The organism is Nocardioides sp. GY 10127 (assembly GCF_004919085.1).
Lineage (GTDB): Bacteria > Actinomycetota > Actinomycetes > Propionibacteriales > Nocardioidaceae > Nocardioides.
This window is the reverse complement of sequence record NZ_STGL01000002.1, coordinates 70,425-94,181: the sequence shown is the minus strand read 5'-3', so window position 1 is coordinate 94,181 and position 23,757 is coordinate 70,425. Positions and strand designations below refer to the sequence as shown.

Sequence of the window (23,757 nt, the reverse complement as noted above, 5' to 3'; positions counted from 1 at the left end):
GCCGACCCCCTGCTGAGGAGAACCGCCGTGTTCGACCGTGCCTCCACCTTCGGCGAGGCCCTGGACAGCCCCGCCGCCCGCGCCGTGCTGGAGACCTACCTCCCGGGCGTGGCCGCCTCTCCGATGGCCGCCCAGTTCCGGGAGGCCCGGCTCGGGCAGGTCGCGGCGATCACGCCCGCGCTGCGCGACGACCCGGAGGCCACCGAGCGGCTCTGGGCCGCGCTCGCGCTGCTCGAGGACGGCGTGGACGCGCGGGCACCGTACGCGCCCGCCGTCCTGCCCGACCCGGGGTACGAGGACGCCGGGGTGCCCCGCGCGTCCGCCGAGGTGGTGCTGCCCGGGCCGGTGCCGCGGTGGGGCGCGGCCGAGGTGGTGCTCCTGGGCCCCGGCCACGGCAACCCGTTCGTCGACGTCGAGGTGACGGCGCTGTTCGTCGGACCGGACGGCCGGGAGCGTCGCGTCGGTGGGTTCCACGACGGGCCGGCGCCGGACGGCCGCGGCCGGTACGTGCTGCGCCTGCTCGCCGAGGTCGAGGGCCGGTGGCGGTTCTCGACGACCTCGACGGCCCGCTCGCTGGACGGGCTGGCCGGGCACGTCGACGTCGGGCCGGCGGCCACGGGCACTCACGGCCCGGTGCGCGTCGACGGGATGCACTTCGCGCACGCCGACGGCACGCGTTACCGCCCCGTCGGGACCACGGCCTACGCCTGGACCCACCAGCCCGAGCAGCTGGTGGAGCGCACGCTGGCGACCCTCGCCGAGCACGCGTTCACCAAGGTGCGGATGTGCCTGTTCCCGAAGTCCTACCTCTACAACACCGAGGAGCCGGCCGCCTTCGCCTTCCCCCGCCGGGAGGGGGCGGCGCCGGACGCCACCGGTGCGCAGGGCTTCGACGTCACCCGGTTCGACGTGGCGTGGTGGCGGGACCTGGAGCGACGGATCGGCCAGCTGGCCGCGCTGGGCGTCCAGGCCGACCTCATCCTGCTGCACCCCTACGACCGCTGGGGCTTCACCGACCTCGGACCCGCGGTCGACGAGCGCTACCTGCGCTACGCGGTCCGGCGCCTGGCGGGCCTGGCGAACGTCTGGTGGTCGATGGCCAACGAGTACGACCTGCTGTGGTCCAAGACCGTCGAGGACTGGGAGCGGCTCGCCGCGGTCGTGGTCGAGGAGGACCCGCACGACCACCTGCTGTCGATCCACAACTGCCACGCCTTCTACGACTACTCGCGGCCGTGGGTCACGCACGTCTCGAACCAGCGGGTCGACGTCTACCGGACCGCCGAGGAGATGGACGGCTGGCGCGAGCGCTGGGGCAAGCCGGTGGTGTGCGACGAGTGCGCCTACGAGGGCGACCTCGACCAGGGCTGGGGCAACGTCACCGGCCAGGAGCTCGTGCGCCGCTGCTGGGAGGGCGCCGTGCGCGGTGGCTACGTCGCCCACGGCGAGACGTACCTCAACGAGGCCGAGGAGCTGTGGTGGTCGAAGGGCGGCGAGCTCGTCGGCTCGAGCCCGGCACGGATGGCGTTCCTGGACTCACTGCTGGCGCAGGCGCCGGACGGCGTGTGGGACCCCCTGCCCTCGGACTGGGACGTGCCGTGGGGTGGGGTGGCGGGCCGGGTGCTCGTGGGCTACCTCGGGTTCTCCCAGCCGCGGTTCCGGACCGTCGTCCTGCCCGAGGGGAGCTGGCGGGTCGAGGTGATCGACACGTGGGAGATGACCGTGACGCCCCTGCCCGGCCTGCACGAGGGGGCGGTCCGCGTGGACCTACCGGGGCGGCAGTACCTGGCGATCCGCGCGACCCGGGTCTGACGGCTCTCGGGGGGCCTCTCACCCGGGTGGGTGAGAGGCCGCCGAGCCCACCCGGGTACCCCGTCAGCATGACCTCGCTCACCGACTCGGTGCCCTCGGCCCGCGACCTCAAGCCCTCGGACGGGGCCCTGCACACCGCCGGGCGCGTCGGGATGGCCGCCTACGGCGTCGTCTACGTGCTGGTCGGGTGGCTGGCGCTCCAGCTGGCGCTCGGCGACGGCGGCGGGTCGACCGCCTCCAGCACCGGCGCGCTGCACCAGCTCGCCGAGCAGCCGCTGGGCGCGGCCCTCGTCTGGGCGGTGGCGGTCGGGCTGATCCTGCTCGTCGTGTGGCAGGCCGGCACCGCGATCTGGGGCTACGCGGACGAGGACGGCAAGGAGCGGCTCGCGCACCGGGCGAAGTCGGCGGCCCGCGCCGTCGTCTACGCCGCCATCGCGGTGAGCGCGATCCAGGTGGCGGTGGCCGACTCGAGCGGGTCCGGCCAGAAGTCCGGAGGCGGCTCCAGCACCTCCAGCTGGACGGCCACCCTCATGTCCGCTCCCGCCGGCCAGCTGCTCGTCGGCGCCGTGGGCCTCTTCATCGTCGGGCTCGGCATCTACTACGTCGTCAAGGCGTACACGGAGCGGTTCCGCAAGGAGCTGGACGCCGAGGGCAGCAGCGGCAGCTCCGGGCGCGCGTTCCTCCTGCTCGGCAAGATCGGCTACACGGCTCGCGGGATCGCCTTCGCGGTCGTCGGCGGTCTCTTCGTCTGGGCCGCCGCCACGCACTCCGCCAAGAAGTCCGGCGGTCTCGACCACGCGCTGCTGACCCTGCGCGACGCCCCGGCCGGTCCGTGGCTCCTGGGGGCGGTCGCCGTCGGCATCGCCTGCTACGGCGTGTTCTGCCTGGCCCGCGCCAAGCACCTCTCGCAGTGACGACGGCCCCGACCTCAGGCCCGCGCCCCCACGTGCAGGACGACCCGCACACCCCGGACAGCCACGAGGTGGATGTCGTGGTGCTCGGCGTCGGCAGCGGCGGGGAGCGCCTCGCGCACCGGCTGCGCGAGGGCGGCCTGGAGGTGGCCGTCGTCGAGTCCGGCCTGGTGGGTGGGGAGTGCCCGTTCCACGGCTGCACCCCCTCCAAGCTGCTCATCCGTTCCGCGGACGTCCTCGCGGAGGCCCGCCGGGTCGAGGGCCTGGCGGGCTCGGTCCGCCTCGAGCCCTCCCTGGCTCCGGCCGCTGCCCGCATCCGGGAGGCCAACCACGACTGGGACGACGAGGCCCACGCCGGTCCCCTGGTCGAGGCCGGGGCCCTGCTCGTGCGCGGCCACGGCAGGCTGGACGGCCCGGGCCGGGTCCAGGTCGCGACCGAGGCCGGCACCGTGCTGCTGGTGGCTCGTCGCGGCGTCGTGCTCGACACCGGCACCGACCCCGCCGTGCCACCCGTCGAGGGCCTGGCCGGCACCCCGTTCTGGACGAACCGCGAGGCGGCCGCGCTCACCGAGGCGCCCCGCTCGCTGGCCGTGCTGGGCGGCGGTCCGATCGGCACCGAGCTGGCGCAGGCCCTGGCCCGGTTCGGCACCCGCGTCACCCTCGTGGAGGACGGCGAGCGGCTGCTGGGTCCCGAGGAGCCGGAGGCCGCGGCGCTGGTGACCGACGTCCTGCGCGAGGAGGGGGTGGACGTCCGCACGTCGACGACCCTCGCCCGGGTCGCCCACGCGCACGGACGCTTCGACCTGACCCTCGAGGGGCCCGCGGGCGCCGAGGACCTGGAGGTCGAGCGACTTCTCGTCGCGACAGGCAGGGCGCCGCGCCTGCGTCGCATCGGCCTGGCGACCGTCGGGCTGGACCCCGACGCGGACGTGGTGGACACCGACGAGCGGTGCCGTGCGGGGGAGCGGCTCTGGGCGATCGGGGACGTCACGGGCAAGGGCGCCTTCACCTCCGTGGCCCTCTACCAGGCCGACGTGGTCGCCCGGGACCTGCTCGACACCGGGACGGACCGCGAGGAGACCGGGCCCGAGGCGTGGGCCGACTACCGGGCCGTGGCCCGCGTGACGTTCACCGACCCCGAGGTCGGCGCCGTCGGGCTGACCGAGGCGCAGGCCCGGGAGCACGGCCTCGACGTGGCCGTCGGGCTGGCGGACGTCGGGCGGGCCCCCCGCGGCTGGATGCACGGCGCCCGCGGTCTGGTGAAGGTCGTGGCCGACCGGCGTGCGGGCGTGCTCGTCGGGGCCACCACCGTCGCCCCGTACGGCGGCGAGGTGATCGGCCTGCTCTCGACGGCCGTGCACGCCCGGGTGCCGGTGCGCACCCTGCGCCGCATGCACCTGGCCTACCCGACCTTCCACGGGACGATCGGCGTGGCCCTCGACAAGCTCGCCGAGCAGGGCGTCTGAGGCGGCCCTCCTCAGAACCGCAGCGAGCGGCGGCGTGCGGCCTCCTCGGCCTCCCGCGCCGACTCCGCCGCCTCGAGGCGCGCCGCCTCCTTCGACTCCCGCCGGTGCCGGCCCAGCAGGGAGAGGAAGAAGAAGCCCGACGTGACCGCCAGCCCGAGCGTGACCGGCGACGAGGTGACCACCGCCAGCATGATCAGGCACACGGTGAGGCCGGCCATCGCGGTGTGGGGCGACTTCATCGGTGACATGACCCTGACATCGGCAGGGCGGGTGGCGCGTCTGAGGCGCTCACCCTCGCGGTGGGAACACCGACGGCACCGCGGGACGCTGCACCCGGTATGCGTGCAGTCGTCTACTCCGAGACCGGTCCGTCCTCCGTCCTCTCCCTCGTCGAGCGCCCCCTGCCCGAGCCGGGCCCCGGCGAGGTGCGCGTGCGGGTGCTGCGGGCCGGGGTGAACCCCACCGACTGGAAGTTCCGTGCGAGCGGGATGAACGGGGACTTCGCCGAGGTCAGCCCCGGGCAGGACGCCGCGGGGCTCGTGGACGCGGTGGGCGAGGGCGTCGAGGGCCTGCGGGTCGGCGAGCGGGTGTGGACCTACCTGGCCCAGGCCCAGGGCCGCGCCTACGGGACCGCGCTCGAGCACACCGTGCTGCCCGCCTCGCACGTCGTCCCGTTGCCGGTGGGCGCCTCCTACGACCTCGGCGCGAGCCTGGGCGTGCCGGCGATGACGGCGCACCGCGCCCTGACGAGCGGCGAGGACGTCTCGCGCGTGGCGCCCGGGTCGATGAGCGGCATGACGGTGCTCGTCCAGGGCGGTGCCGGCGCGGTCGGCAACGCCGCGATCCAGCTCGCGCGCTGGGCCGGCGCGCAGGTGGTCGCGACCGTCTCCTCGGAGAAGAAGGCCGCCCTCGCGGTGGCGGCCGGCGCCCACCAGACCGTGAACTACCGGGCGGGGTCCGTGCCGGACGCCCTCGCCGAGATCTGCCCGGAGGGGGTCGACCTCGTCGTCGAGGTCGCCCTGGCCCAGAACCTCGCCGACGACCTCGCCGTCCTGCGCAACCGCGGCACGATCGCGTTCTACGGGGCGCTGCCGGGCGACGAGGCGGTGATGCCGGTGCGCGACGCCATGATGAAGAACGTCCGGCTCCAGGGCGCGATGCTCTACTTCGTGGGCGCCGACCTGCTCGAGGTCGCGGCCGCCGACGTCGTCCGTGCCGTGGACGCCGGTGCGCTCCGGGTGGGTCGGGACGCCGGCGTCCCGCTGCACCACTACGCGCTGGAGGAGACCGCGGCCGCCCACGACGCCGTCGAGGCCGGCGCCGTGGGCAAGGTGCTCCTCACCGTCGGGGAGGAGTGAGCCTCCCGCTCACTCGCTCCTCGTGGCACCCCAGCCGTGCCAGCTCGCCACCCGCATCCAGGCGTTGGTGCGCGGGCTGACCTGGTCGGGGTAGTCCTGGCCGGTGTAGTGCCGCGAGAGGCGGTTGATCCCGTCCAGGCCCTCGTCCGGGGCGATCTCCTCGATCTCGCCGGAGAGGGAGACGTGGGTGTACCAGTCGTCGGCCTTGGTCACCGTGAGGCTGACCCGGGGGTCGCGCCGCATGTGCCCCAGGCGCACGCGGGAGTCGTCCATGTTGAGCAGGACCCGGCCGTCGTCCTCGAGCAGGTACCAGGTCGCGACGGTGATCGGCGCGCCGCTGCGGCGCAGGGTGGCCACCACGGCCGGGTTGGGCTCGGCGAGGAGGGCGCGGACGTCGTCGGGGAGCGGGAGGGATGCCATGGTGCCGAGCCTAGGGGGCTTCCCCCACGGCTCCCGGCCGGCCCGCTCGACAAGCGGATCGAGCGCCCGCGGAGCGGTGGCGTCACGGGGGAGGGACCAAGGTCCCGGGACTTTTTACCCTACGGGTGCTGGTGAACTGGGCAACCTCCTGCCAGTCTGAGCCTGTGTCGTACCGGGGGGTCCTGACGCGCGGGTCCGCGCTGCAGTCCCTGCGCGCGCCCGACGCCAGCTGGCGGGTCTTCACGAGCCCGCGACGCCTCGCGGCGGCGGCGCTGCTGGCGCCCGGGGTGTTCCTGGTCGTCCGCTCCCACCTCGACGGCCGGGTGCCCGGGGCCTTCCACGTGCTGGTGGCCGTCGTGGCGGTGCTCACCGCCCTGACGGTGGCCTCCTACCTGCCGGACGTGCGCCATCGGGTGGTCGAGACCTCGTGGACCTGGACCGGAGGGTTGTGGGCGGTCGTGGGGCTCGTCGCGCTCTCGGTGCCGCCGGCCCCCGTCGTGGGCCTCTTCGCGCTCCTGGCGCTCCTGCTCGGGCTCGTCCTGCGACTGAGCGGCGGCTACGAGCCGCACCGGCCGCCGGCGATCGTGACCCCCTAGGGGGATGTGGCACCCTGGAGGAGTGACCGACCCCCGCACCTTCGAGGCCCGCGACTCCGCCCCCTCGCCGGCCGCCCGCGTCAGTGACGACCTGTTCGCGCCCGTGCCCGGGGTGAGCCTCTCGGGTGTCGCCGTCGGTTCGGCCATGGCCACGGGCTCCCACTGGCGTGGCCTGGTGACGCCCCGTCGCCTGCTGTCCGCCGCCGTGGCCGTGCCGGTCCTGCTCGTCCTCTTCCTCGCCGCCGTGCAGGGTCCGGCGACGCCGGGCCACCAGGCCCTCGTGGGCGTGGCGGCCCTGCTCGGCGGCCTCGCGCTGGCCACCTACGTGCCGGACCCGCGGGCCTCGGCGGCCTCGACCCCGTGCGCCTCGCTGGCGGGGGCGTGGGTGCTCCTCGCGGGCTTCGTCCTGGCCTCGCCCGCCGAGCCCACCATCGGGCTGCTCGCTGTCGCGGCCGCCGGGTTCGGGCTGCTCCAGCGGCTGCGCGGGGGCGCCTGCGCGATGGTCGGCTGAGACCGTCCCGCTGCTAGGCTCGGCTCGTTCGACATCCTTTAACGAGCCGTCCCGTGAGGCGGAGAAGGAGGTCCGCCGCGTGGTGCCCGATGGCGCTGAGCAGCAGCCCGACCAGCCAGTCCCCCCGTCCGAGGAGAGGCCCGGCAGGGTCGTCTTCGACGCCGACGAGATCGCGCGGGCGCTGACCCGCATCGGTCACGAGATCCTCGAGCGCAACCGCGGCGCCCACGACCTCGTCCTCCTCGGCGTCCCGAGCCGCGGGGTGCCGCTGGCGCAGCGGATCGCCGACCGGATCGCCTCGGTGGAGGGCGTCGAGGTGCCCGTGGGCTCCCTCGACGTCACGTTCTACCGCGACGACCTGCGCAAGCACCCGGCGCGCGGCCCCCAGCACACGGACATCCCGCCCGGCGGGATCGACGGCAAGACCGTCGTGCTCGTGGACGACGTCCTGTACTCGGGGCGCACGGTGCGCTCGGCCCTCGACGCGATGAACGACCTCGGCCGCCCGGACGTCGTCCGGCTGGCCGTGCTCGTCGACCGCGGCCACCGTGAGCTGCCGATCCGAGCCGACCACGTCGGCAAGAACCTGCCCAGCGCGCGCAGCGAGCGCGTCATGGTCCGCCTCGCCGAGACCGACGGCTTCGAGGAGGTCCGGATCGCGGAGGGCACCAGCAGGGTGGGGACGGCCGGCGACGCCGGCGAGGGAGGGACCCAGGCATGAGGAAGCACCTGCTCTCCGTGGCCGACCTGAGCCTCGACGACGTCGAGACCCTGTTCGCGACCGCGGCGGAGATGCACGACGTCCAGCACCGCGAGGTCAAGAAGCTCCCGGCGCTGCGCGGCCGCACCGTCATCAACCTCTTCTTCGAGGACTCCACCCGCACCCGGTCGAGCTTCGAGATCGCCGGCAAGTGGCTCTCGGCCGACACGATCAACATCACCGGCAAGGGCTCCTCGACGTCCAAGGGCGAGTCGCTGCGCGACACCGTCCTCACCATCTGCGCCATGGGGGTCGACGCGCTCGTCATGCGCCACTCCGCCTCCGGCGCGGCGCTGCAGGTGAGCCAGTGGGTCGACGCCGCCGTCATCAACGCGGGCGACGGCACCCACGAGCACCCGAGCCAGGCCCTGCTCGACGCCTACACGCTCACCCGGTTCTTCGACGCCCGCCGCCTGGGCCCCCTCGAGGGCAAGCACGTCGTGATCGTCGGCGACCTCACGCACAGCCGGGTCTTCCGCTCCAACGTCGGGCTGCTGACGATGCTGGGCGCCCGGGTCACCGTGGTCGCCCCGCCGACGCTGATGCCCTCCGGCGTGGGCGCCTGGAGCGCCTCGGCCGGCTTCGCGACGTCCTACGACCTCGACGAGGTGCTGCCCACCGCCGACGCGGTGATGATGCTGCGCGTCCAGAAGGAGCGGATGAGCGGTGGGTTCTTCCCCACCGGCCGCGAGTACACCGTGGGCTACGGCCTCACCCGGGACCGCCTCTCGCTGCTGCGCGACGACGTCCCGATCCTCCACCCGGGCCCGATGAACCGGGGCCTGGAGATCGCCGCCGACGCCGCCGACGCGGCCACCTCCGTCGTGCTCGACCAGGTCTCCTCCGGCGTCGCGGTCCGCATGTCGATCCTGTACCACCTGCTCGCCGGCGAAGGGAGCGAGAAGTGAGCCGCCTGCTCATCACGGGTGCCTCCCTCCAGGGGGAGCGCACCGCCGACGTCCTCGTCGTGGACGGCACGATCGCCGAGATCGGCGCCGGCCTCGACGCCAGCGGCGCCGAGGTCGTGGACGCCGACGGGCTCGTCGCCCTGCCGGGGCTCGTCGACCTCCACACCCACCTGCGCGAGCCCGGGCGCGAGGACGCCGAGACGGTGCTCTCCGGCTCCCGCGCCGCGGCCGTGGGCGGCTACACCGCCGTCCTGGCGATGGCGAACACCAACCCGGTCACCGACACCGCGGAGGCGGCCGAGCGCGTCTGGAGCCTGGGGCAGGCGGCCGGGGTCGTCGACGTCCACCCGGTCGGCTCGGTCACCAAGGGCCTGGCGGGCGAGGAGCTCTCCGAGATCGGCCTCATGGCGCGGAGCAAGGCGCGCGTCCGGGTCTTCTCCGACGACGGCAGGTGCGTGGGCAACGCGCGCGTCATGCGCCGGGCGCTGGAGTACGTCAAGGCGTTCGGCGGCGTCATCAGCCAGCACAGCCAGGACACCGACCTCGCCGGCTCGACCTCCTGCTGCCACGAGGGCGAGCTCTCCGGGCGTCTCGGCCTGCCGGGCTGGCCGGGGGTGGCCGAGGACGTCATCGTCGCCCGCGACGTGATGCTGGCCCGCCACACCGGCAGCCGCGTCCACGTCGCCCACGTGTCGACGGCGGGCTCGGTCGAGGTCGTGCGCTGGGCGAAGTCCCAGGGCATCGCCGTGACCGCCGAGGTGACCCCGCACCACCTGCTCCTCACCACCGACCTGCTGGCCGGCTACGACCCGACCTTCAAGGTGAACCCGCCGCTGCGCCCGGCGGAGGACGTCGAGGCGCTGCGCGGCGCCCTGGCCGACGGCACGATCGACGCGGTCGCCACCGACCACGCCCCGCACGCCCGTCACGACAAGGAGCACGCCTTCGTCGACGCGGCCTTCGGCATGCTCGGGCTCGAGACGGCCGTGCAGGTCGTCGCCCAGGTGATGGTGGAGTCCGGCCTGATGGGGTGGGCCGACGTCGCCCGGGTCATGTCCACCACGCCGGCCGCCATCGCCGGCCTCGACGGGCAGGGCCAGGGCCTCGTCGTGGGGGCCCCCGCGAACCTGACGCTGGTCGACCCCTCGGCGGACGTCACGGTCGACCGGGCCGACTCGGTGTCGCTCTCGCGCAACAACCCCTACCACGGTCGGACGTTCGGGGCCGCCGTGCGGGCGACCTTCCTGCGCGGCCGGGCCACGGTGCTGGACGGGAAGCTCGTCTGACCGGCCCGGCGCTCGCGCGGCTGCTGGCCGACCCGCCCGACCTCCCGGTCGTCGGCGGGCTCGGCCGGCTCCGCGCGGCCCTGGGTGACGCCGGATCACGGGGCGGGGCAGCCGTGCTCACCGCGCCGCCGGGATCGGGGAAGACGACGCTGGTGCCGCCCGCGGTGGCGCTGGACGTCGACGGCCGCGTGATCGTCACCCAGCCCCGCCGCGTCGCTGCTCGCGCGGCCGCCCGTCGCCTGGCCTCGCTCCTGGGCGAGCGGGTGGGGGAGACGGTGGGCTTCTCCGTGCGCGGTGAGCGCGCGGTCTCCCCGGCCACCCGCGTCGAGGTCGTCACCACGGGGCTCCTCGTGCGGCGACTCCAGGCCGACCCGACCCTGGACGGGGTGGGGGCCGTCGTCCTGGACGAGGTGCACGAGCGCGCCCTCGACGCGGACCTCGCCCTGGCGCTCCTGCTCGACGTGCGCTCGGCGCTGCGCCTCGTGGCGATGTCGGCCACCCTGGCCGCCGAGCGGTGGGCGGCGCTGCTGGACGCCCCGGTCGTCGACGTCCCCGGGTCGCTGCACCCGGTGCAGGTGGCCTGGGCGCCGCCGGCCCGCGGCGTCCTGGCCCACGACGAGCGGGGCGTGACCCCGGCCTTCCTGGACCACGTGGCCGCCACGGCGCGGGACGCGCTCGGGTCCCACGAGGGCGACGTGCTGGTGTTCGTGCCGGGAGCACGCGAGGTGGACCGGGTCTGCGCGGCGCTGGCCGGCTGCGGGGCCGACGTGCTCCCGCTCCACGGGCGCCTGCCCTCCGCCGCTCAGGACGCGGCGCTGACCCCCGGCCCCGGCCGGCGGGTCGTCGTGTCGACGGCCGTGGCGGAGTCGTCCCTCACCGTTCCCGGCGTCCGGGTCGTGGTGGACGCCGGCCTGGCCCGCGAGCCCCGCTACGACGCGGCCCGGGGCATGGGCGGCCTGGTGACCGTCCGCGTCTCCCGCGCGGGGGCGGACCAGCGCGGGGGCCGCGCGGGCCGCGAGGGCCCCGGGGTGGTGCTGCGCTGCTGGTCCGAGGCGGAGCACGCCCACCTGGCCGCGCACCCGCTGCCGGAGATCGCGCTCGCGGACCTGACCGGCTTCGCGCTGGAGACCGCCGCCTGGGGCACCCCGGGAGGGGTCGGCCTGAGCCTGCCCGACCCGCCCCCGGCGCCGGCGCTCGAGGCGGCGACCGCCACGCTGCGCGACCTGGGCGCCCTGGCCGGGGACGGCACGCTGACGACACGGGGGCGCTCCCTGGTGGGGCTGCCGGTCGACCCACGCCTGGGCCGGGCCCTCCTCGACGGGGCGCCCCTCGTCGGCGCCCGGCGCGCCGCCGAGGTGGTGGCGCTGCTCGCGGACGACCGGACCCCCGACGGCGACCTCGTGGCCGCCCTGCGCCAGGTGCGCCGCGAGCGGCCCCGCACCTGGACCGAGACGGTGCGGCGGCTCGAGCCGGTGGTGGCGGGCGCCGCGGCACCGTCCGGCCCGCAACCCGCCACCCTGGCCGGGTCCCTGCCCGACGACGTGGCCGTGGGAGCGGTCGTCGCCCTGGCGCACCCCGACCGGGTGGCGCGCCGACGAGCGGGCTCCGGGGGCTTCCTCCTCGTCGGAGGCACGGGCTGCGACGTCCCGGGCCCGCTGGCCGAGCTGGAGTGGCTCGCGGTCGCGGACGTGGACCGGCGCCCCGGGCAGGCGCGGGCGCGGGCCCGCAGCGCGGCCCCGCTCACCGAGGACCTGGCGCTCCTCGCCGCGGCGGCGCGCCGCCGGACGGCCGACGAGGTGACCTGGGCGGACGGCCGGGTGCGCGCCCGGCGGGTCGACCGGCTGGGCGCGATCGTCCTCGCCTCGGCCCCCTCGGGCGACCCCGACCCGGCGGCGGTGGCGGCGGCGGTGCGCGACGGACTGCGGCGTGAGGGGCTCGACGCCCTGCCCTGGACGGACGCGGCCCGGTCGCTGCGCGCCCGGCTGGCGTTCCTCCACGGAGCGCTCGGTGACCCCTGGCCCGACGTCGAGGACGCGGCCCTGCTGGACGGGCTCGACCGCTGGCTGGACGTCTCCCGGGTCCGCGCGGGCCGGGACCTCGCGCGGCTCGACGTCCTCGCGGGCCTGCGCGGCCTCCTGCCCTGGCCCGAGGCGGCCCGCCTCGACGAGCTGGCCCCCGAGAGGCTGCCCGTGCCCTCGGGCGCCACCCACCGCGTCGACTACTCCGACGCCTCCGGCCAGCCGGTCGTGGCCTGCAAGCTGCAGGAGTGCTTCGGCCTGGCCTCCACCCCGCGCCTGGCGGACGGGTCCGTGCCGGTGCTCCTGCACCTGCTCTCGCCGGCCGGGCGACCCCTCGCGGTGACCGCTGACCTGGCCTCGTTCTGGGACGGCCCGTACGCCGGCGTCCGGGCGGAGATGCGCGGGCGCTACCCGAAGCACCCCTGGCCGGAGGACCCGTGGTCCGCCCCGGCCACCGCGCGCACGTCGCGCGGCGCGTCCAGGCATGATTGACGTTCTTCCAGGGTAGGAATGGCCGCATGAACGCCGTCTTCTCCAGCCGCCTGGGCCACCCGATGGAGCTCGGTGCGAGCAGCACGGGCGACATGACGAGCGATCCGGTCTTCGGCCTCTGGGTCGTGTTCGTGCTCGTGATCATCGGGGTCGGCATCGCGACGACCGCGTGGCGCGTGACCAAGGCCCGCGGCCTGGCCCGCCGCGCGGGCCTGGACGAGTCCGACGCCGTCCAGATGTCGCTGCTCTCCGACGACGGGCTCGAGGCGACCTACCTCGCCGCCTCCCTGCGCTCGCAGGACCGCCCGGTCGAGGCGGCGGCCGCTGAGCGCGCCGCCGCACCAACCTCGTCGGTCGCCGAGCGGCTGCGCGCCGTCGACGACCTGCACGCACAGGGCGTGATCAGCGAGGACGAGCACCGCGAGGCGCGAGCGCGCATCCTCGGCGCCCTCTGAGCCGCCCAGGCCAGGAGGGCGAACCCGGGTCCCGGGTCGGGCCCGGGGTCAGACCGCGACGTGGGCGGGCTCGGCGTGCTGGGGGGAGTGCTTGGTGACGTCCCGCATGCCGAGGCCGATCAGCACGAAGATCAGCCCCATCGCGACGGCCACGGCGCTCATCCCGAACGCGAGCACCGAGGTGAACAGCGAGGCCTGCAGGAACGAGGACGTCATCGCCGTCTCGCGCAGCGGGTCGTCCTGCGCGAGCTCGGCGTAGGTCTGGCCCCCGGTGATCGCCGCGGTGTGCTTGTCGATCACCTTCGCCTGGCAGTACGCCGAGATCGGGTTGTCGACGGCCGTCCCCGCCATGCAGTCGGCGTCGCCGGAGACGGTGATCCGCTGCGCGGACAGGGTCGAGGTGACCACGGCCCACGTGACGACGCCGCCGATCACGAGGACGACTCCGAGGGCCACCGACGAGATCCATGCTGCCTTGCGCATCGTGCTCACTTCCCCCTGCTCGGACGCGCCGGACGAGTCGCCGGCTCGGCCAGCAGAGCGACGTCCGGGTCGCCGGCGCAAGGGTCCTCGCGCGTGCCGGCACGCCGCGGGCGCGCGATACCGCCAGGGGTACCACCTGTGTTAAGGACCCCGCTCAGGTGCGGACCGTGGGCCCGGGAGCGGATCGGTGGGCCCGACCAGGTGGACGGATCAGGTGGACGGATCAGTCGACGCCGGAGACCTGGACGCTGGTGCCGCCGGAGAGGTCCGTCACCAGCAGCGTCCCGGGGGCGTCCTCGAGGCCCGTGACGACCACGACCCAGCTCACGGCGTCGGCGGTGCACAGGACCTTCGAGCTCGTGAAGGGTCGCAGCACCAGGCGCGGGTCCTCGGACGTGCCGCCGAGGCGGGCCGTCGGGGCGCAGGAGCCCGAGTAGCCGATCTCGCTGGCGTAGGCGAGCGTCGACGAGGACGCCTCCCAGCCGGCGTGACCCGGCCCGCCCGCGACCTCGGCGAGCCGGGCGCCGTCCCCGGCCCCGCTGCCGTCGGCGCGGACGAGCCGCACCGTCGCGTCCGCGCCCCACCGCGAGTCCGGCGACGGCGAGCCCGACGAGGTCCCGCCCCCGCACGCCGCGAGGAGGAGCAGGGCCAGGCACAGCACGGGGGTCAGGTGGTGGGCGCGCACGGGGGTGGGACGCGCCGGGGGTGCGGAGGGTTCCGTCACACCCGACGACGGCTCCCGGCGTCGGGGCAGCGGGGACCCGGCCCGGCGGTACCCGGGGGCGTGTGACCGAGGCGCGGAACCGGCCCTCCCGACAGGGGCGAACGACCCGTGCGCTGCTAGGCTCGCGCCCAGACCGACATCCTTTAACGACCCGTCCTGTGAGGCGGAGAAGGAGGTACGGCGTGCCTTCGCATGCCCCCGCGACCCCCCGGCCGGCCATCCTGGTCCTGGAGGACGGACGCACCTTCCACGGCGACTCCTACGGCGCCGAGGGCGAGACCTTCGGCGAGGCGGTCTTCTCGACCGGCATGACCGGGTACCAGGAGACGCTCACCGACCCGTCCTACCACCGCCAGGTGGTGGTCATGACGGCCCCGCACATCGGCAACACGGGCGTCAACGACGAGGACCCGGAGTCCTCCCGCATCTGGGTCGCGGGCTACGTCGTGCGCGACCCCAGCCGCGTGTCCTCCTCGTGGCGCGCGCAGCGCAGCCTGGACGACGAGCTGAAGGCGCAGGGCGTCGTCGGGATCTCCGGCATCGACACCCGGGCCCTCACCCGCCACCTGCGCGAGCGCGGTGCCATGCGCGTCGGGATCTCGACCGAGACCCTCGACCCGGCCCTGCTGCTGGCGAAGGTCCAGGAGTCCGCGGAGATGGCCGGTGCGGAGCTCTCCGCCGCCGTCTCCACGCAGGAGGCGTACGTCGTCCCCGCGCAGGGCGAGAAGCAGTACACCGTCGCCGCCCTCGACCTGGGCATCAAGGCGATGACGCCGTACCGGATGGCCGAGCGCGGCATCGAGGTGCACGTGCTCCCCGCCACCGCCACCATCGACGACATCAACGCCGTGAGCCCGGACGGCCTGTTCTACTCGAACGGGCCGGGCGACCCGTCCGCCACGACCGCCCAGGTGGAGACGCTCCAGGCGGCGCTCGCGCAGGGCCTGCCGTACTTCGGCATCTGCTTCGGCAACCAGCTCTTCGGCCGGGCCCTCGGCTTCGGCACCTACAAGCTCAAGTACGGGCACCGCGGCATCAACCAGCCGGTCATCGACCGCACCACCTCGAAGGTGGAGGTCACCGCCCACAACCACGGGTTCGCGGTGGACGCCCCGCTCGACCGGGCCACCCAGACCCCGTACGGCGAGGCGACCGTCAGCCACGTCAACCTCAACGACGACTGCGTCGAGGGCCTCGAGCTGCGGGGGGAGGACGGCGTCCTCAAGGGCTTCAGCGTCCAGTACCACCCGGAGGCCGCGGCCGGCCCGCACGACGCCGGCTACCTGTTCGACCGGTTCAAGGACCTCATGGCCGGGGGCCTGACCTCCACGGCCGCCACCACCCCCGTCCTCAGCAGCAGCAAGGAGGCCTGAGCCATGCCGAAGCGCACCGACATCTCCTCGATCATGGTGATCGGCTCCGGGCCGATCGTCATCGGCCAGGCCTGCGAGTTCGACTACTCCGGCACCCAGGCGTGCCGCGTGCTGCGGGCCGAGGGCCTGCGCGTGATCCTGGTGAACTCCAACCCGGCCACGATCATGACCGACCCGGAGTTCGCCGACGCCACCTACGTCGAGCCGATCACCCCCGAGTTCGTCGAGCGGGTCATCGCCAAGGAGCGCCCCGACGCGCTGCTGGCGACCCTCGGCGGCCAGACCGCCCTCAACGCGGCGATGAGCCTGCACGAGAACGGCGTCCTCGAGAAGTACGGCGTCGAGCTCATCGGCGCCAGCGTCGAGGCGATCAACAAGGGCGAGAACCGCGAGCAGTTCAAGGCGATCGTCGAGGACCTCCCGGCCGAGTGGGGCGCCGAGGTCGCGCGGAGCGTGATCTGCAACGGCGAGTCGCTGGGCGCCGACGCGACGAAGGACGAGAAGGTCGCCCACGGCCTCCAGCTGTGCCTCGACGGTGCCGAGGAGCTCGGCTACCCGGTCGTCGTCCGCCCGTCCTTCACCATGGGCGGCGCCGGCTCCGGCCTGGCCTACTCCGAGGACGACCTGCGCCGCATCGCCGGCGCCGGCCTCACCGCCAGCCCGACCACCGAGGTGCTCCTCGAGGAGTCGATCCTCGGCTGGAAGGAGTACGAGCTGGAGGTCATGCGCGACAAGGCCGACAACGTCGTCATCGTCTGCTCGATCGAGAACCTCGACCCGCTGGGCGTGCACACCGGTGACTCCATCACCGTCGCCCCGGCGATGACGCTCACCGACCGCGAGTACCAGCGCCTGCGCAACATCTCCATCGGCGTCATCCGCGAGGTGGGCGTCGACACCGGCGGCTGCAACATCCAGTTCGCGGTGAACCCCGAGGACGGCCGGATCATCGTCATCGAGATGAACCCGCGCGTCTCCCGCTCCTCCGCGCTCGCCTCGAAGGCGACCGGCTACCCGATCGCCAAGATCGCCGCGAAGGTCGCCATCGGCTACACGCTGGACGAGATCCCCAACGACATCACCTCGGTGATCGGCGAGGACGGCGAGAAGCGGGGCACCCCGGCCGCCTTCGAGCCGACCCTCGACTACGTCGTGGTCAAGGTCCCGCGGTTCGCGTTCGAGAAGTTCCCCGGCGCCGACCCGGTCCTCACCACCCACATGAAGTCGGTCGGCGAGGCCATGGCCATCGGCCGCAGCTTCACCGAGGCGCTCCAGAAGGCGCTGCGCTCCCTGGAGTCCAAGGGCGCGACGTTCGACTGGGACAAGGCGTTCGTCGAGCTCGACAAGGCCGACCTCCTCGAGCGCGCGTCGGTGCCGCACGACGGCCGCCTCAAGCTGGTGATGGACGCGCTGCGGGCCGGCGCGACCGCCCAGGAGGTCTTCGACGCCACCAAGATCGACCCGTGGTTCGTCGACCAGCTGGCCCTCATCAACGAGGTCGCGCTCGAGGTCATCGAGGCCGAGGAGCTGACCCCGGCGCTCCTGCGCCGCGCCAAGCGCCACGGGTTCTCCGACGCGCAGCTCGGCAAGATGCGCGGGATGACCGCGGACGTCGTGCGCGGCGTGCGCCACGCCCTGGGCATCCGGCCGGTCTACAAGACCGTGGACACCTGCGCGGCCGAGTTCGCCGCGGCGACGCCGTACCACTACTCCTCCTACGACGAGGAGACCGAGGTCTCGCCCCGCACGAAGGAGGCCGTGATCATCCTCGGCTCCGGGCCGAACCGCATCGGTCAGGGCATCGAGTTCGACTACTCGTGCGTCCACGCCTCGCTCGCGCTCTCCGAGGCCGGCTACGAGACCGTCATGGTCAACTGCAACCCCGAGACCGTCTCGACCGACTACGACACCTCCGACCGGCTCTACTTCGAGCCGCTCACGCTCGAGGACGTCCTGGAGGTCGTGCACGCGGAGGCGCAGGCCGGCCCGATCGCCGGCGTCATCTGCCAGCTGGGCGGCCAGACCCCGCTGGGCCTGGCGCAGGGCCTGGCGGCGGCCGGCGTCCCGATCGTGGGCACCAGCCCGGACGCAATCGACCTGGCGGAGGAGCGGGGCGCGTTCGGTCGCGTCCTCGCCGCCGCCGGGCTCGTCTCGCCCAAGCACGGCACCGCCACCTCGTGGCCCGAGGCGCGCGAGATCGCCCGCGAGATCGGCTACCCGGTCCTCGTCCGGCCCTCGTACGTCCTCGGCGGCCGCGGCATGGAGATCGTCTACGACGACGAGAGCCTGGAGACCTACCTCGACAAGTACGTGGCGGCGGGCCTCATCAGCCCCGCGGCCCCGGTGCTGGTCGACCGGTTCCTGGACGACGCGGTCGAGATCGACGTCGACGCGCTCTACGACGGCACCGACCTGTTCCTGGGCGGGGTCATGGAGCACATCGAGGAGGCCGGCATCCACTCCGGCGACTCGGCCTGCGCGCTGCCCCCGATCACGCTCGGCGCGGGGGAGATCGCCCGCATCCGCGAGGCCACCCGCGGCATCGCGGCCGGCGTCGGGGTCAAGGGCCTGATCAACATCCAGTTCGCGCTCTCCGGCGACATCCTCTACGTCCTCGAGGCGAACCCGCGTGCGTCCCGCACCGTGCCGTTCGTCTCGAAGGCGACCGCGACCTCCCTGGCCAAGGCCGCCGCGCGCGTCATGCTGGGTGAGTCGATCGCCCACCTGCGCGAGGTCGGCGTGCTGCCGGCGGAGGGCGACGGCGGCACCCTGCCCGGCGACCAGCCGATCGCCGTGAAGGAGGCCGTGATGCCGTTCAACCGGTTCCGTGCCCCCGACGGCAGCCAGGTCGACACCGTGCTGGGCCCGGAGATGAAGTCCACCGGCGAGGTCATGGGCTTCGACGCGGACTTCGGCACCGCCTTCGCCAAGTCCCAGGCCGCCGCGTTCGGCGTCCTGCCGACCTCCGGCGCGGTCTTCGTCTCCATGGCGAACCGTGACAAGCGCTCGATGATCTTCCCGGTCAAGGTCCTCGCGGAGCTGGGCTTCGAGATCATGGCGACGCAGGGCACCGCCGAGGTGCTCCGCCGCTCCGGCGTCCCGTGCACCGTGGTGCGCAAGCACTTCGAGGGCGAGGGGCCGAACGGCGAGAAGACCACGGTCCAGCTCATCGCCGAGGGCGCCATCCAGCTGATCGTCAACACCCCCTACGGCGCGGGCGGCTCCGGCCACGCGCGCCTGGACGGGTACGAGATCCGCACGGCGGCCATCCGCGCGAACGTCCCCTGCATCACCACCGTCCAGGGCCTCGCGGCCGCGGTCCAGGGCATCGAGGCGATGGGCCGCGGTGACGTGGGCGTGCGCTCGCTGCAGGACTGGGCCGCGCTGGCCGGCCGCTGAGCCGGGCGGACGAGGCGGAGGGACACGGACGACGCATGGGCGCCTACGACCTGCTGTTCGACCACCTGGCGGTCCGGGTGGACCCGGAGCTGGCCCACCGGGTCGGGTTCGTCGGCGTGCGCGCCGGCGGCCCGGCCCTGGCCGCCGTCCGACGCGGCCTCGCGACCGTGCGGGGGACGTCGGCGACGCCGGTGCACACCCTCGGGCTGACGTTCGCGAACCCGCTGGGTCTCGCGGCCGGGTTCGACAAGAACGCCACGGGCATCGACGCGCTCGCCGCGCTGGGCTTCGGGCACGTCGAGGTCGGCACCGTCACGGGGCGGCCCCAGCCGGGCAACCCGCAGCCGCGGCTGTTCCGGCTCCCGGCCGACCGGGCGATCGTCAACCGGATGGGCTTCAACAACGACGGTGCCGCGGTCGTGGCCCGACGCCTGGAGCAGCGTGCGGGGCGCCTGCGAGGGCGTGACCCCCGCGGCCGTCCGGTGCTGGGGGTCAACATCGGCAAGTCCAAGGTCGTCCCGGACGACGACCAGGCGGCCGTCGAGGCCGACTACGCGATCAGCGCCCGGCTCCTGGCGCCGTTCGCCGACTACCTCGTCGTCAACGTCTCCTCGCCCAACACCCCCGGCCTGCGCAACCTCCAGGCCGTGGAGAAGCTCGCCCCGCTGCTGGCGCACGTGCGGCGGGTCGCCGACGAGGCGACGACCGACGGCCGCGGGCACCGCGGTCGTCGCGTCCCGCTCCTCGTGAAGATCGCGCCTGACCTGGCGGACGAGGACGTGGACGCGGTGGCCGACATGGCGACGGCCGGCGCCCGCGACGGCGTCCTGGACGGCGTCATCGCCACGAACACGACCATCGCGCGGTCGGGCCTGGTCACGCCCGAGGACGAGGTGGCGGCCCTGGGGGCCGGCGGCCTCTCCGGGGCGCCGCTGACGGAGCGCTCGACCGAGGTGGTGCGCCGGCTGCGCCGACGCGTGGGCCCCGACCTCACCCTCATCGGGGTGGGCGGGATCTCGACGGTGGCGGACGCCCGGGAGCGGCTCGCCGCCGGGGCCGACCTCGTGCAGGCCTACACCGGCTTCATCTACGGCGGGCCCGCGTGGCCGGCCAGGATCGCCGCGGGAGCCGGGGCCCGCACCGCGTGAGCCCCGAGCCGACCCGTCCCGCCGGACCCGTGCACGTCCTCGCCGAGGTGCTCGCCGGCAAGCGGATCGGTGCGTTCTCCCACCTCACCCTGGCAGCGCCGGGGGTGGGGGAGCGGCACCGGCCCGGGTCGTTCGTAGCCGTGTCCGTCGGCGCGCCGGGGGAGCGGACGCGGCTGGCCCGCCGCGCGTTCTGGATCCACCAGGTCCGTGCGCTGGGCGGGCACGCGGCCACCGTCTCGCTCGTCGTGGACCCCGTCGGGCCCGGAAGCCGCTGGCTCGCCGGGCTCTCGCGCGGCGACCGCGTGGAGGTGACCGGGCCGCTCGGCGGCCGGGCGTTCGCCCTGCCGAAGGAGCCGGTGCCCGTCGTCCTGGTGGGGGAGGGGGCGCACAGCGCACCCCTCTTCGCGCTGGCCGAGCGGCTGCGCGAGCGTGACTGCCCCGTCCACCTGCTGCTGGGGGCCGCCGACGAGGCGCACCTGCTCTCGGCGCTGGAGGCCCGGCGCATCGCGCGCACCGTCACCGTGGCCACGCTCGACGGCTCGGTCGGGGTCAAGGGGCCCACGGCCGCGCTGCTGCCCGACGTCCTGCGCCGCAGTGGCGCCGCGGTCGTCTACGCCGCCGGGCCGGTGCCGCTGCTGCACGCGGTGGCCCGGGCGGCCGAGGACCACGGTGCGTGGAGCCAGGTCGCGCTGGGCGTCCCGACACCGTGCGCGACGGGCCTGTGCCACGGCTGCCCCGTGCCGGTCGTCGGTGAGGACGGGGTGGGGCGCACGGTCCGCGCCTGCGCCGAGGGGCCGGTGCTGCGCGGGGACCGGGTCCGCTGGGACGACCTGTCCGTGCCGGGGGACGCCTCGTGACCGGGCCGGTCCGCCTGGCCGGGCTCACGCTCGCCTCCCCGGTGCTCGTCGCGTCCGGGTGCGGCGGCACCGGCCGCGAGCTCGCCGGCTACGCGCCCCTGAGCACCTACGGCGCCTTCGTCACCCGGACGATCACCCTCACCGCGCGACCCGGCGGGCCCGCCCCGCGGGTGCTGGAGTCGCCCGCCGGGCTGCTGCACGCCACCGGCCTGCCGAACCCCGGGCTCACCGCGTTCTGCGCCACCGAGCTGCCCGCCCTCGTCCAGGCCGGCGCGCGCGTCGTGGTCTCGGTGGCGGGGGAGAGCGTCGCCGAGGTCGCCGAGGTGGTCTCCGGGCTGGCGCGCACCTCCGGCGTCAGCGCCGTCGAGCTCGCGCTGTCCCTGCCGGACGCCGAGGTGGCCGGCGTCCGCACGCCGCGCGAGCCGTTCGCGACGACCCGCCTCGTCGAGGCGGCCGTCGCCCAGCTGCCACCGGGGGTGCCGCTGCTGGCCAAGATCTGGCCGGACCCCGTCCGGGCGCCCGAGCACGCCCGCGCCGCCGTCGAGGGCGGGGCCGCCGCCGTCGTGGTCGGTGGCGCCCAGCCGGCCGCGTTCCCGGACGGCCGGCACGCCGGCCTCTCCGGGCCCGCGGTGGCCCCCCTGGCGCTGCGCGCGGTGGCGGAGGTCGTGAAGTCCCTGGACCTGGCAGGCCTGCGCGCCGACGTGGTGGGATGCGGCGGGATCGCCACGGTCGCCGACGCCCGGGCCCACCTGGACGCCGGTGCCGTGGCCGTGGCGGTCGGCAGCGCCCTCCTCACGGACCCCACCGCGGCCGCGCGGATCGCCGAGGGGCTGGCGGTCCCCGAGCGCCCCGCGCCCGAGAAACCTGCACCCGAGCACGCTGCACCCGAGCACGTTGCACCCGAGCAAGCTGAGCACCCCGCACCCGAGCACCGCACCCAGGAGGACCCCGCATGAGCGAGCAGACCCAGCCGGAAGCAGGCCGCTTCGGCGCCCGTCTCGAGGCGGCGCTCGCCGCCCGGGGTCGCTTCTGTGCCGGCATCGACCCCCACGCGGCGCTCCTGCGCGCGTGGGGCCTCGACGACGACGTCGCCGGGCTCGAGCGGTTCGCGCTCACGGCCACCGAGGCCCTGGCGCCCGTCTGCTCGGTGCTCAAGCCCCAGTCGGCGTTCTACGAGCGCTTCGGCAGCAGGGGCGTTGCCGTCCTGGAGCGGGTGATCGCCACGGCGAGACAGGCCGGTGCGCTCGTGTGCCTGGACGTGAAGCGCGGCGACATCGGCTCCACCAGCCAGGCCTACGCGGACGCCTACCTCGACCCCGCCTCGCCGCTGTGCAGCGACGCGGTCACGGTGAGCCCCTACCTCGGCTTCGGGAGCCTCACCCCGTTCGTGGACACCGCCCGCAAGCACGGCGGCGGGCTCTTCGTGCTCGCGCTCACCTCGAACCCGGAGGGGCCCGAGGTCCAGCACGCGCGGACGGCCGACGGGTCGAGCACCGCGGGGGAGCGGGTCGCCGACCGCGTCCTCTCCCACCTCGCCGCCCTCAACGCCGCCGAGACCGGCGGCACCGGCCTCGGCTCGTTCGGCGCGGTCATCGGGGCGACCCTGGCCGACGGGGTCGTCACGCACGCGGACGTGGACTTCGGCGGGCCGGTGCTGGCCCCCGGGTTCGGGGCGCAGGGCGGGACGGTCGCGGACATCGCCCGCATCTTCGGCCCGGCCGCCCCCCACGTCCTCGCCTCCTCCTCGCGCGAGGTCCTCGCCCAGGGCCCGGACGCCGGCCGGCTGGCCGCGGCCGCGCGGGCGGCGAACGACGCGCTCGCCGCGCAGGGCTGAGGGCGGTCGGGGATGCCGGGGCTGCCGGGATCGTCGGGGACGCGGCGGCGAGCCGGGTGGCGGGTGACGGCCGGCCTGGCCTGCGCCGTTGCCCTCGCCGGCCTGCCCGCGTGCTCGTCGGACCCCTACGCCGACTACTGCGACACCGTGAGCGGGGCTCAGGACCCGCTGGCTGCCGCGGTGGCGTCGGACTCCCCGACGGCGCTGGTGGACGTGCTGGGCGTGCTCCAGGACCTGCGGGACGCCAGCCCCGACGACGTCGTGGCCGACTGGCAGTACCTGGTCGGACGGGTCCAGGCGCTCTCGGACGCCCTCGACGCGGCCGTGGACGGCACCGGCACGGCCCCGGAGGACCTCGACGTCGACGACCCGCCGGAGGGGGTCTCGGACGCGGACCTGGACGCCGTGCGCGCAGCAGCGCGCCAGCTCGCGTCGAGCGACGCGGCGTCCGCGCTCTCGACCGTGGAGGCCGAGGTCAGGGCCGTCTGCGGCACCTCGCTGACCGGCACGTGACCAACCGGTGACCGGCTTGTGGCGGGGCGCGTTGCCCGCGCCCCAGACGTGTGACTAGATTGGCCCCGACCTGCACCAACCGATACGCGTAGAAGGATTGAGCCCGTGGCCCTTCCCCCGCTGACCCCCGAACAGCGCCAGGCGGCGCTCGAGAAGGCTGCCGCGTCGCGCCGGGAGCGCGCGGAGGTGAAGAACCGCCTGAAGAACTCCGGCGCCTCCATCTCCGAGGTGCTCAAGGAGGGGCAGACCAACGAGGTCATCGGCAAGATGCGCGTGGTCGACCTCCTGCAGTCGATGCCGGGCCTCGGCAAGGTCCGCGCCCGTCAGATGATGGAGCGTCTCGGCATCGCCGAGAGCCGTCGCGTCCGTGGTCTCGGGACGAAGCAGGTGGCTGCTCTCGAGAAGGAGTTCGGCGCGGACGCGGGTCTGTGAC

23 protein-coding genes are annotated in these 23,757 nt (G+C 75.0%); 19 read left to right on the top strand and 4 right to left on the bottom strand.

Translation table 11 applies throughout. The features are described from left to right. The first annotated feature begins 27 nt into the window (after window positions 1–27). From E8D37_RS02215 to E8D37_RS02205, 3 genes are all read left to right on the top strand, one after another. Window positions 28–1,812 (top strand): DUF5605 domain-containing protein, encoded by a 1,785-nt coding sequence (locus tag E8D37_RS02215; protein WP_136568147.1) that lies wholly within the window; start codon window positions 28–30, stop codon window positions 1,810–1,812. A gap of 68 nt (window positions 1,813–1,880) precedes the next feature. Then, entirely contained in the window at window positions 1,881–2,726 is an 846-nt protein-coding gene (locus E8D37_RS02210) for a DUF1206 domain-containing protein (RefSeq protein WP_136568146.1), read from the top strand. Continuing rightward, window positions 2,723–4,189: an FAD-dependent oxidoreductase gene (locus E8D37_RS02205; RefSeq protein WP_240770139.1), complete on the top strand. Its 1,467-nt coding sequence runs from the start codon at window positions 2,723–2,725 to the stop codon at window positions 4,187–4,189. Before E8D37_RS02210 ends, E8D37_RS02205 begins: the two co-directional genes overlap by 4 nt. 11 nt (window positions 4,190–4,200) lie before the next feature. Here the strand turns inward: E8D37_RS02205 and E8D37_RS02200 are convergent, their stop codons facing one another. Then, window positions 4,201–4,428 carry a hypothetical protein gene (locus tag E8D37_RS02200; RefSeq protein WP_136568145.1) on the bottom strand — a complete coding sequence of 76 codons (228 nt, stop codon included), beginning with the start codon at window positions 4,426–4,428 and terminating at the stop codon, window positions 4,201–4,203. Between the two features lie 99 nt (window positions 4,429–4,527). On the opposite strand from E8D37_RS02200, the gene E8D37_RS02195 reads away from it, so the two are divergent. Further along, window positions 4,528–5,547, top strand: a complete 1,020-nt coding sequence (locus E8D37_RS02195) for an NADPH:quinone reductase (RefSeq protein ID WP_136568144.1) — start codon at window positions 4,528–4,530, stop codon at window positions 5,545–5,547. 9 nt (window positions 5,548–5,556) lie between these two features. Here the strand turns inward: E8D37_RS02195 and E8D37_RS02190 are convergent, their stop codons facing one another. Continuing rightward, window positions 5,557–5,967 (bottom strand): TIGR03618 family F420-dependent PPOX class oxidoreductase, encoded by a 411-nt coding sequence (locus tag E8D37_RS02190; protein ID WP_136568143.1) that lies wholly within the window; start codon window positions 5,965–5,967, stop codon window positions 5,557–5,559. Window positions 5,968–6,131: 164 nt separating this feature from the next. Between E8D37_RS02190 and E8D37_RS02185 the strand changes: the two genes are divergently transcribed. From E8D37_RS02185 to E8D37_RS02155, 7 genes are all read left to right on the top strand, one after another. Next, window positions 6,132–6,563 carry a hypothetical protein gene (locus E8D37_RS02185; protein ID WP_136568142.1) on the top strand — a complete coding sequence of 144 codons (432 nt, stop codon included), beginning with the start codon at window positions 6,132–6,134 and terminating at the stop codon, window positions 6,561–6,563. Window positions 6,564–6,585: 22 nt separating this feature from the next. Continuing rightward, on the top strand, window positions 6,586–7,074 hold the full coding sequence (locus E8D37_RS02180; protein ID WP_136568141.1) for a hypothetical protein: 489 nt from the start codon (window positions 6,586–6,588) through the stop codon (window positions 7,072–7,074). An 82-nt stretch (window positions 7,075–7,156) separates the two neighbouring features. Further along, the gene (gene pyrR, locus E8D37_RS02175; RefSeq protein WP_136568140.1) at window positions 7,157–7,795 is read left to right on the top strand and encodes a bifunctional pyr operon transcriptional regulator/uracil phosphoribosyltransferase PyrR; all 639 of its coding nucleotides are present in this window, start codon (window positions 7,157–7,159) and stop codon (window positions 7,793–7,795) included. Then, window positions 7,792–8,742 carry an aspartate carbamoyltransferase catalytic subunit gene (locus tag E8D37_RS02170; protein WP_136568139.1) on the top strand — a complete coding sequence of 317 codons (951 nt, stop codon included), beginning with the start codon at window positions 7,792–7,794 and terminating at the stop codon, window positions 8,740–8,742. Before pyrR ends, E8D37_RS02170 begins: the two co-directional genes overlap by 4 nt. Next, window positions 8,739–10,028, top strand: coding sequence for a dihydroorotase (locus E8D37_RS02165; RefSeq protein WP_136568138.1), 1,290 nt, complete (start codon window positions 8,739–8,741; stop codon window positions 10,026–10,028). The genes E8D37_RS02170 and E8D37_RS02165 overlap by 4 nt, the downstream gene beginning before the upstream one ends. After that, window positions 10,025–12,538: an ATP-dependent helicase HrpB gene (hrpB, locus tag E8D37_RS02160; RefSeq protein WP_240770164.1), complete on the top strand. Its 2,514-nt coding sequence runs from the start codon at window positions 10,025–10,027 to the stop codon at window positions 12,536–12,538. Before E8D37_RS02165 ends, hrpB begins: the two co-directional genes overlap by 4 nt. A gap of 26 nt (window positions 12,539–12,564) precedes the next feature. Continuing rightward, window positions 12,565–12,993: an SHOCT domain-containing protein gene (locus E8D37_RS02155; RefSeq protein WP_136568137.1), complete on the top strand. Its 429-nt coding sequence runs from the start codon at window positions 12,565–12,567 to the stop codon at window positions 12,991–12,993. A 48-nt stretch (window positions 12,994–13,041) separates the two neighbouring features. On the opposite strand, the gene E8D37_RS02150 is transcribed toward E8D37_RS02155, so the two are convergent. Both E8D37_RS02150 and E8D37_RS19680 read right to left on the bottom strand, forming a co-directional pair. After that, the gene (locus E8D37_RS02150; RefSeq protein WP_136568407.1) at window positions 13,042–13,476 is read right to left on the bottom strand and encodes an aromatic ring-opening dioxygenase LigA; all 435 of its coding nucleotides are present in this window, start codon (window positions 13,474–13,476) and stop codon (window positions 13,042–13,044) included. Window positions 13,477–13,699: 223 nt separating this feature from the next. Beyond that, window positions 13,700–14,161 (bottom strand): hypothetical protein, encoded by a 462-nt coding sequence (locus E8D37_RS19680; RefSeq protein ID WP_168929581.1) that lies wholly within the window; start codon window positions 14,159–14,161, stop codon window positions 13,700–13,702. Window positions 14,162–14,382: 221 nt separating this feature from the next. Between E8D37_RS19680 and carA the strand changes: the two genes are divergently transcribed. The 8 genes from carA (at window position 14,383) to mihF (ending at window position 23,756) form a co-directional block, all read left to right on the top strand. After that, window positions 14,383–15,573, top strand: coding sequence for a glutamine-hydrolyzing carbamoyl-phosphate synthase small subunit (gene carA, locus E8D37_RS02140; protein WP_136568135.1), 1,191 nt, complete (start codon window positions 14,383–14,385; stop codon window positions 15,571–15,573). A 3-nt stretch (window positions 15,574–15,576) separates the two neighbouring features. Continuing rightward, window positions 15,577–18,972 (top strand): carbamoyl-phosphate synthase large subunit, encoded by a 3,396-nt coding sequence (gene carB / locus E8D37_RS02135; RefSeq protein ID WP_136568134.1) that lies wholly within the window; start codon window positions 15,577–15,579, stop codon window positions 18,970–18,972. A 35-nt stretch (window positions 18,973–19,007) separates the two neighbouring features. After that, window positions 19,008–20,120, top strand: a complete 1,113-nt coding sequence (locus tag E8D37_RS02130) for a quinone-dependent dihydroorotate dehydrogenase (protein ID WP_136568133.1) — start codon at window positions 19,008–19,010, stop codon at window positions 20,118–20,120. Next, window positions 20,117–20,977 carry a dihydroorotate dehydrogenase electron transfer subunit gene (locus tag E8D37_RS02125; RefSeq protein WP_168929580.1) on the top strand — a complete coding sequence of 287 codons (861 nt, stop codon included), beginning with the start codon at window positions 20,117–20,119 and terminating at the stop codon, window positions 20,975–20,977. Before E8D37_RS02130 ends, E8D37_RS02125 begins: the two co-directional genes overlap by 4 nt. Continuing rightward, window positions 20,974–21,933, top strand: coding sequence for a dihydroorotate dehydrogenase (locus tag E8D37_RS02120; protein ID WP_168929579.1), 960 nt, complete (start codon window positions 20,974–20,976; stop codon window positions 21,931–21,933). The genes E8D37_RS02125 and E8D37_RS02120 overlap by 4 nt, the downstream gene beginning before the upstream one ends. Further along, window positions 21,930–22,811, top strand: a complete 882-nt coding sequence (gene pyrF / locus E8D37_RS02115; RefSeq protein ID WP_136568130.1) for an orotidine-5'-phosphate decarboxylase — start codon at window positions 21,930–21,932, stop codon at window positions 22,809–22,811. The genes E8D37_RS02120 and pyrF overlap by 4 nt, the downstream gene beginning before the upstream one ends. A gap of 63 nt (window positions 22,812–22,874) precedes the next feature. Then, window positions 22,875–23,324 carry a hypothetical protein gene (locus E8D37_RS20505; protein WP_136568129.1) on the top strand — a complete coding sequence of 150 codons (450 nt, stop codon included), beginning with the start codon at window positions 22,875–22,877 and terminating at the stop codon, window positions 23,322–23,324. A 105-nt stretch (window positions 23,325–23,429) separates the two neighbouring features. Further along, window positions 23,430–23,756, top strand: coding sequence for an integration host factor, actinobacterial type (mihF, locus tag E8D37_RS02105; RefSeq protein WP_136568128.1), 327 nt, complete (start codon window positions 23,430–23,432; stop codon window positions 23,754–23,756). The last annotated feature ends 1 nt before the right edge of the window (window position 23,757 follow it).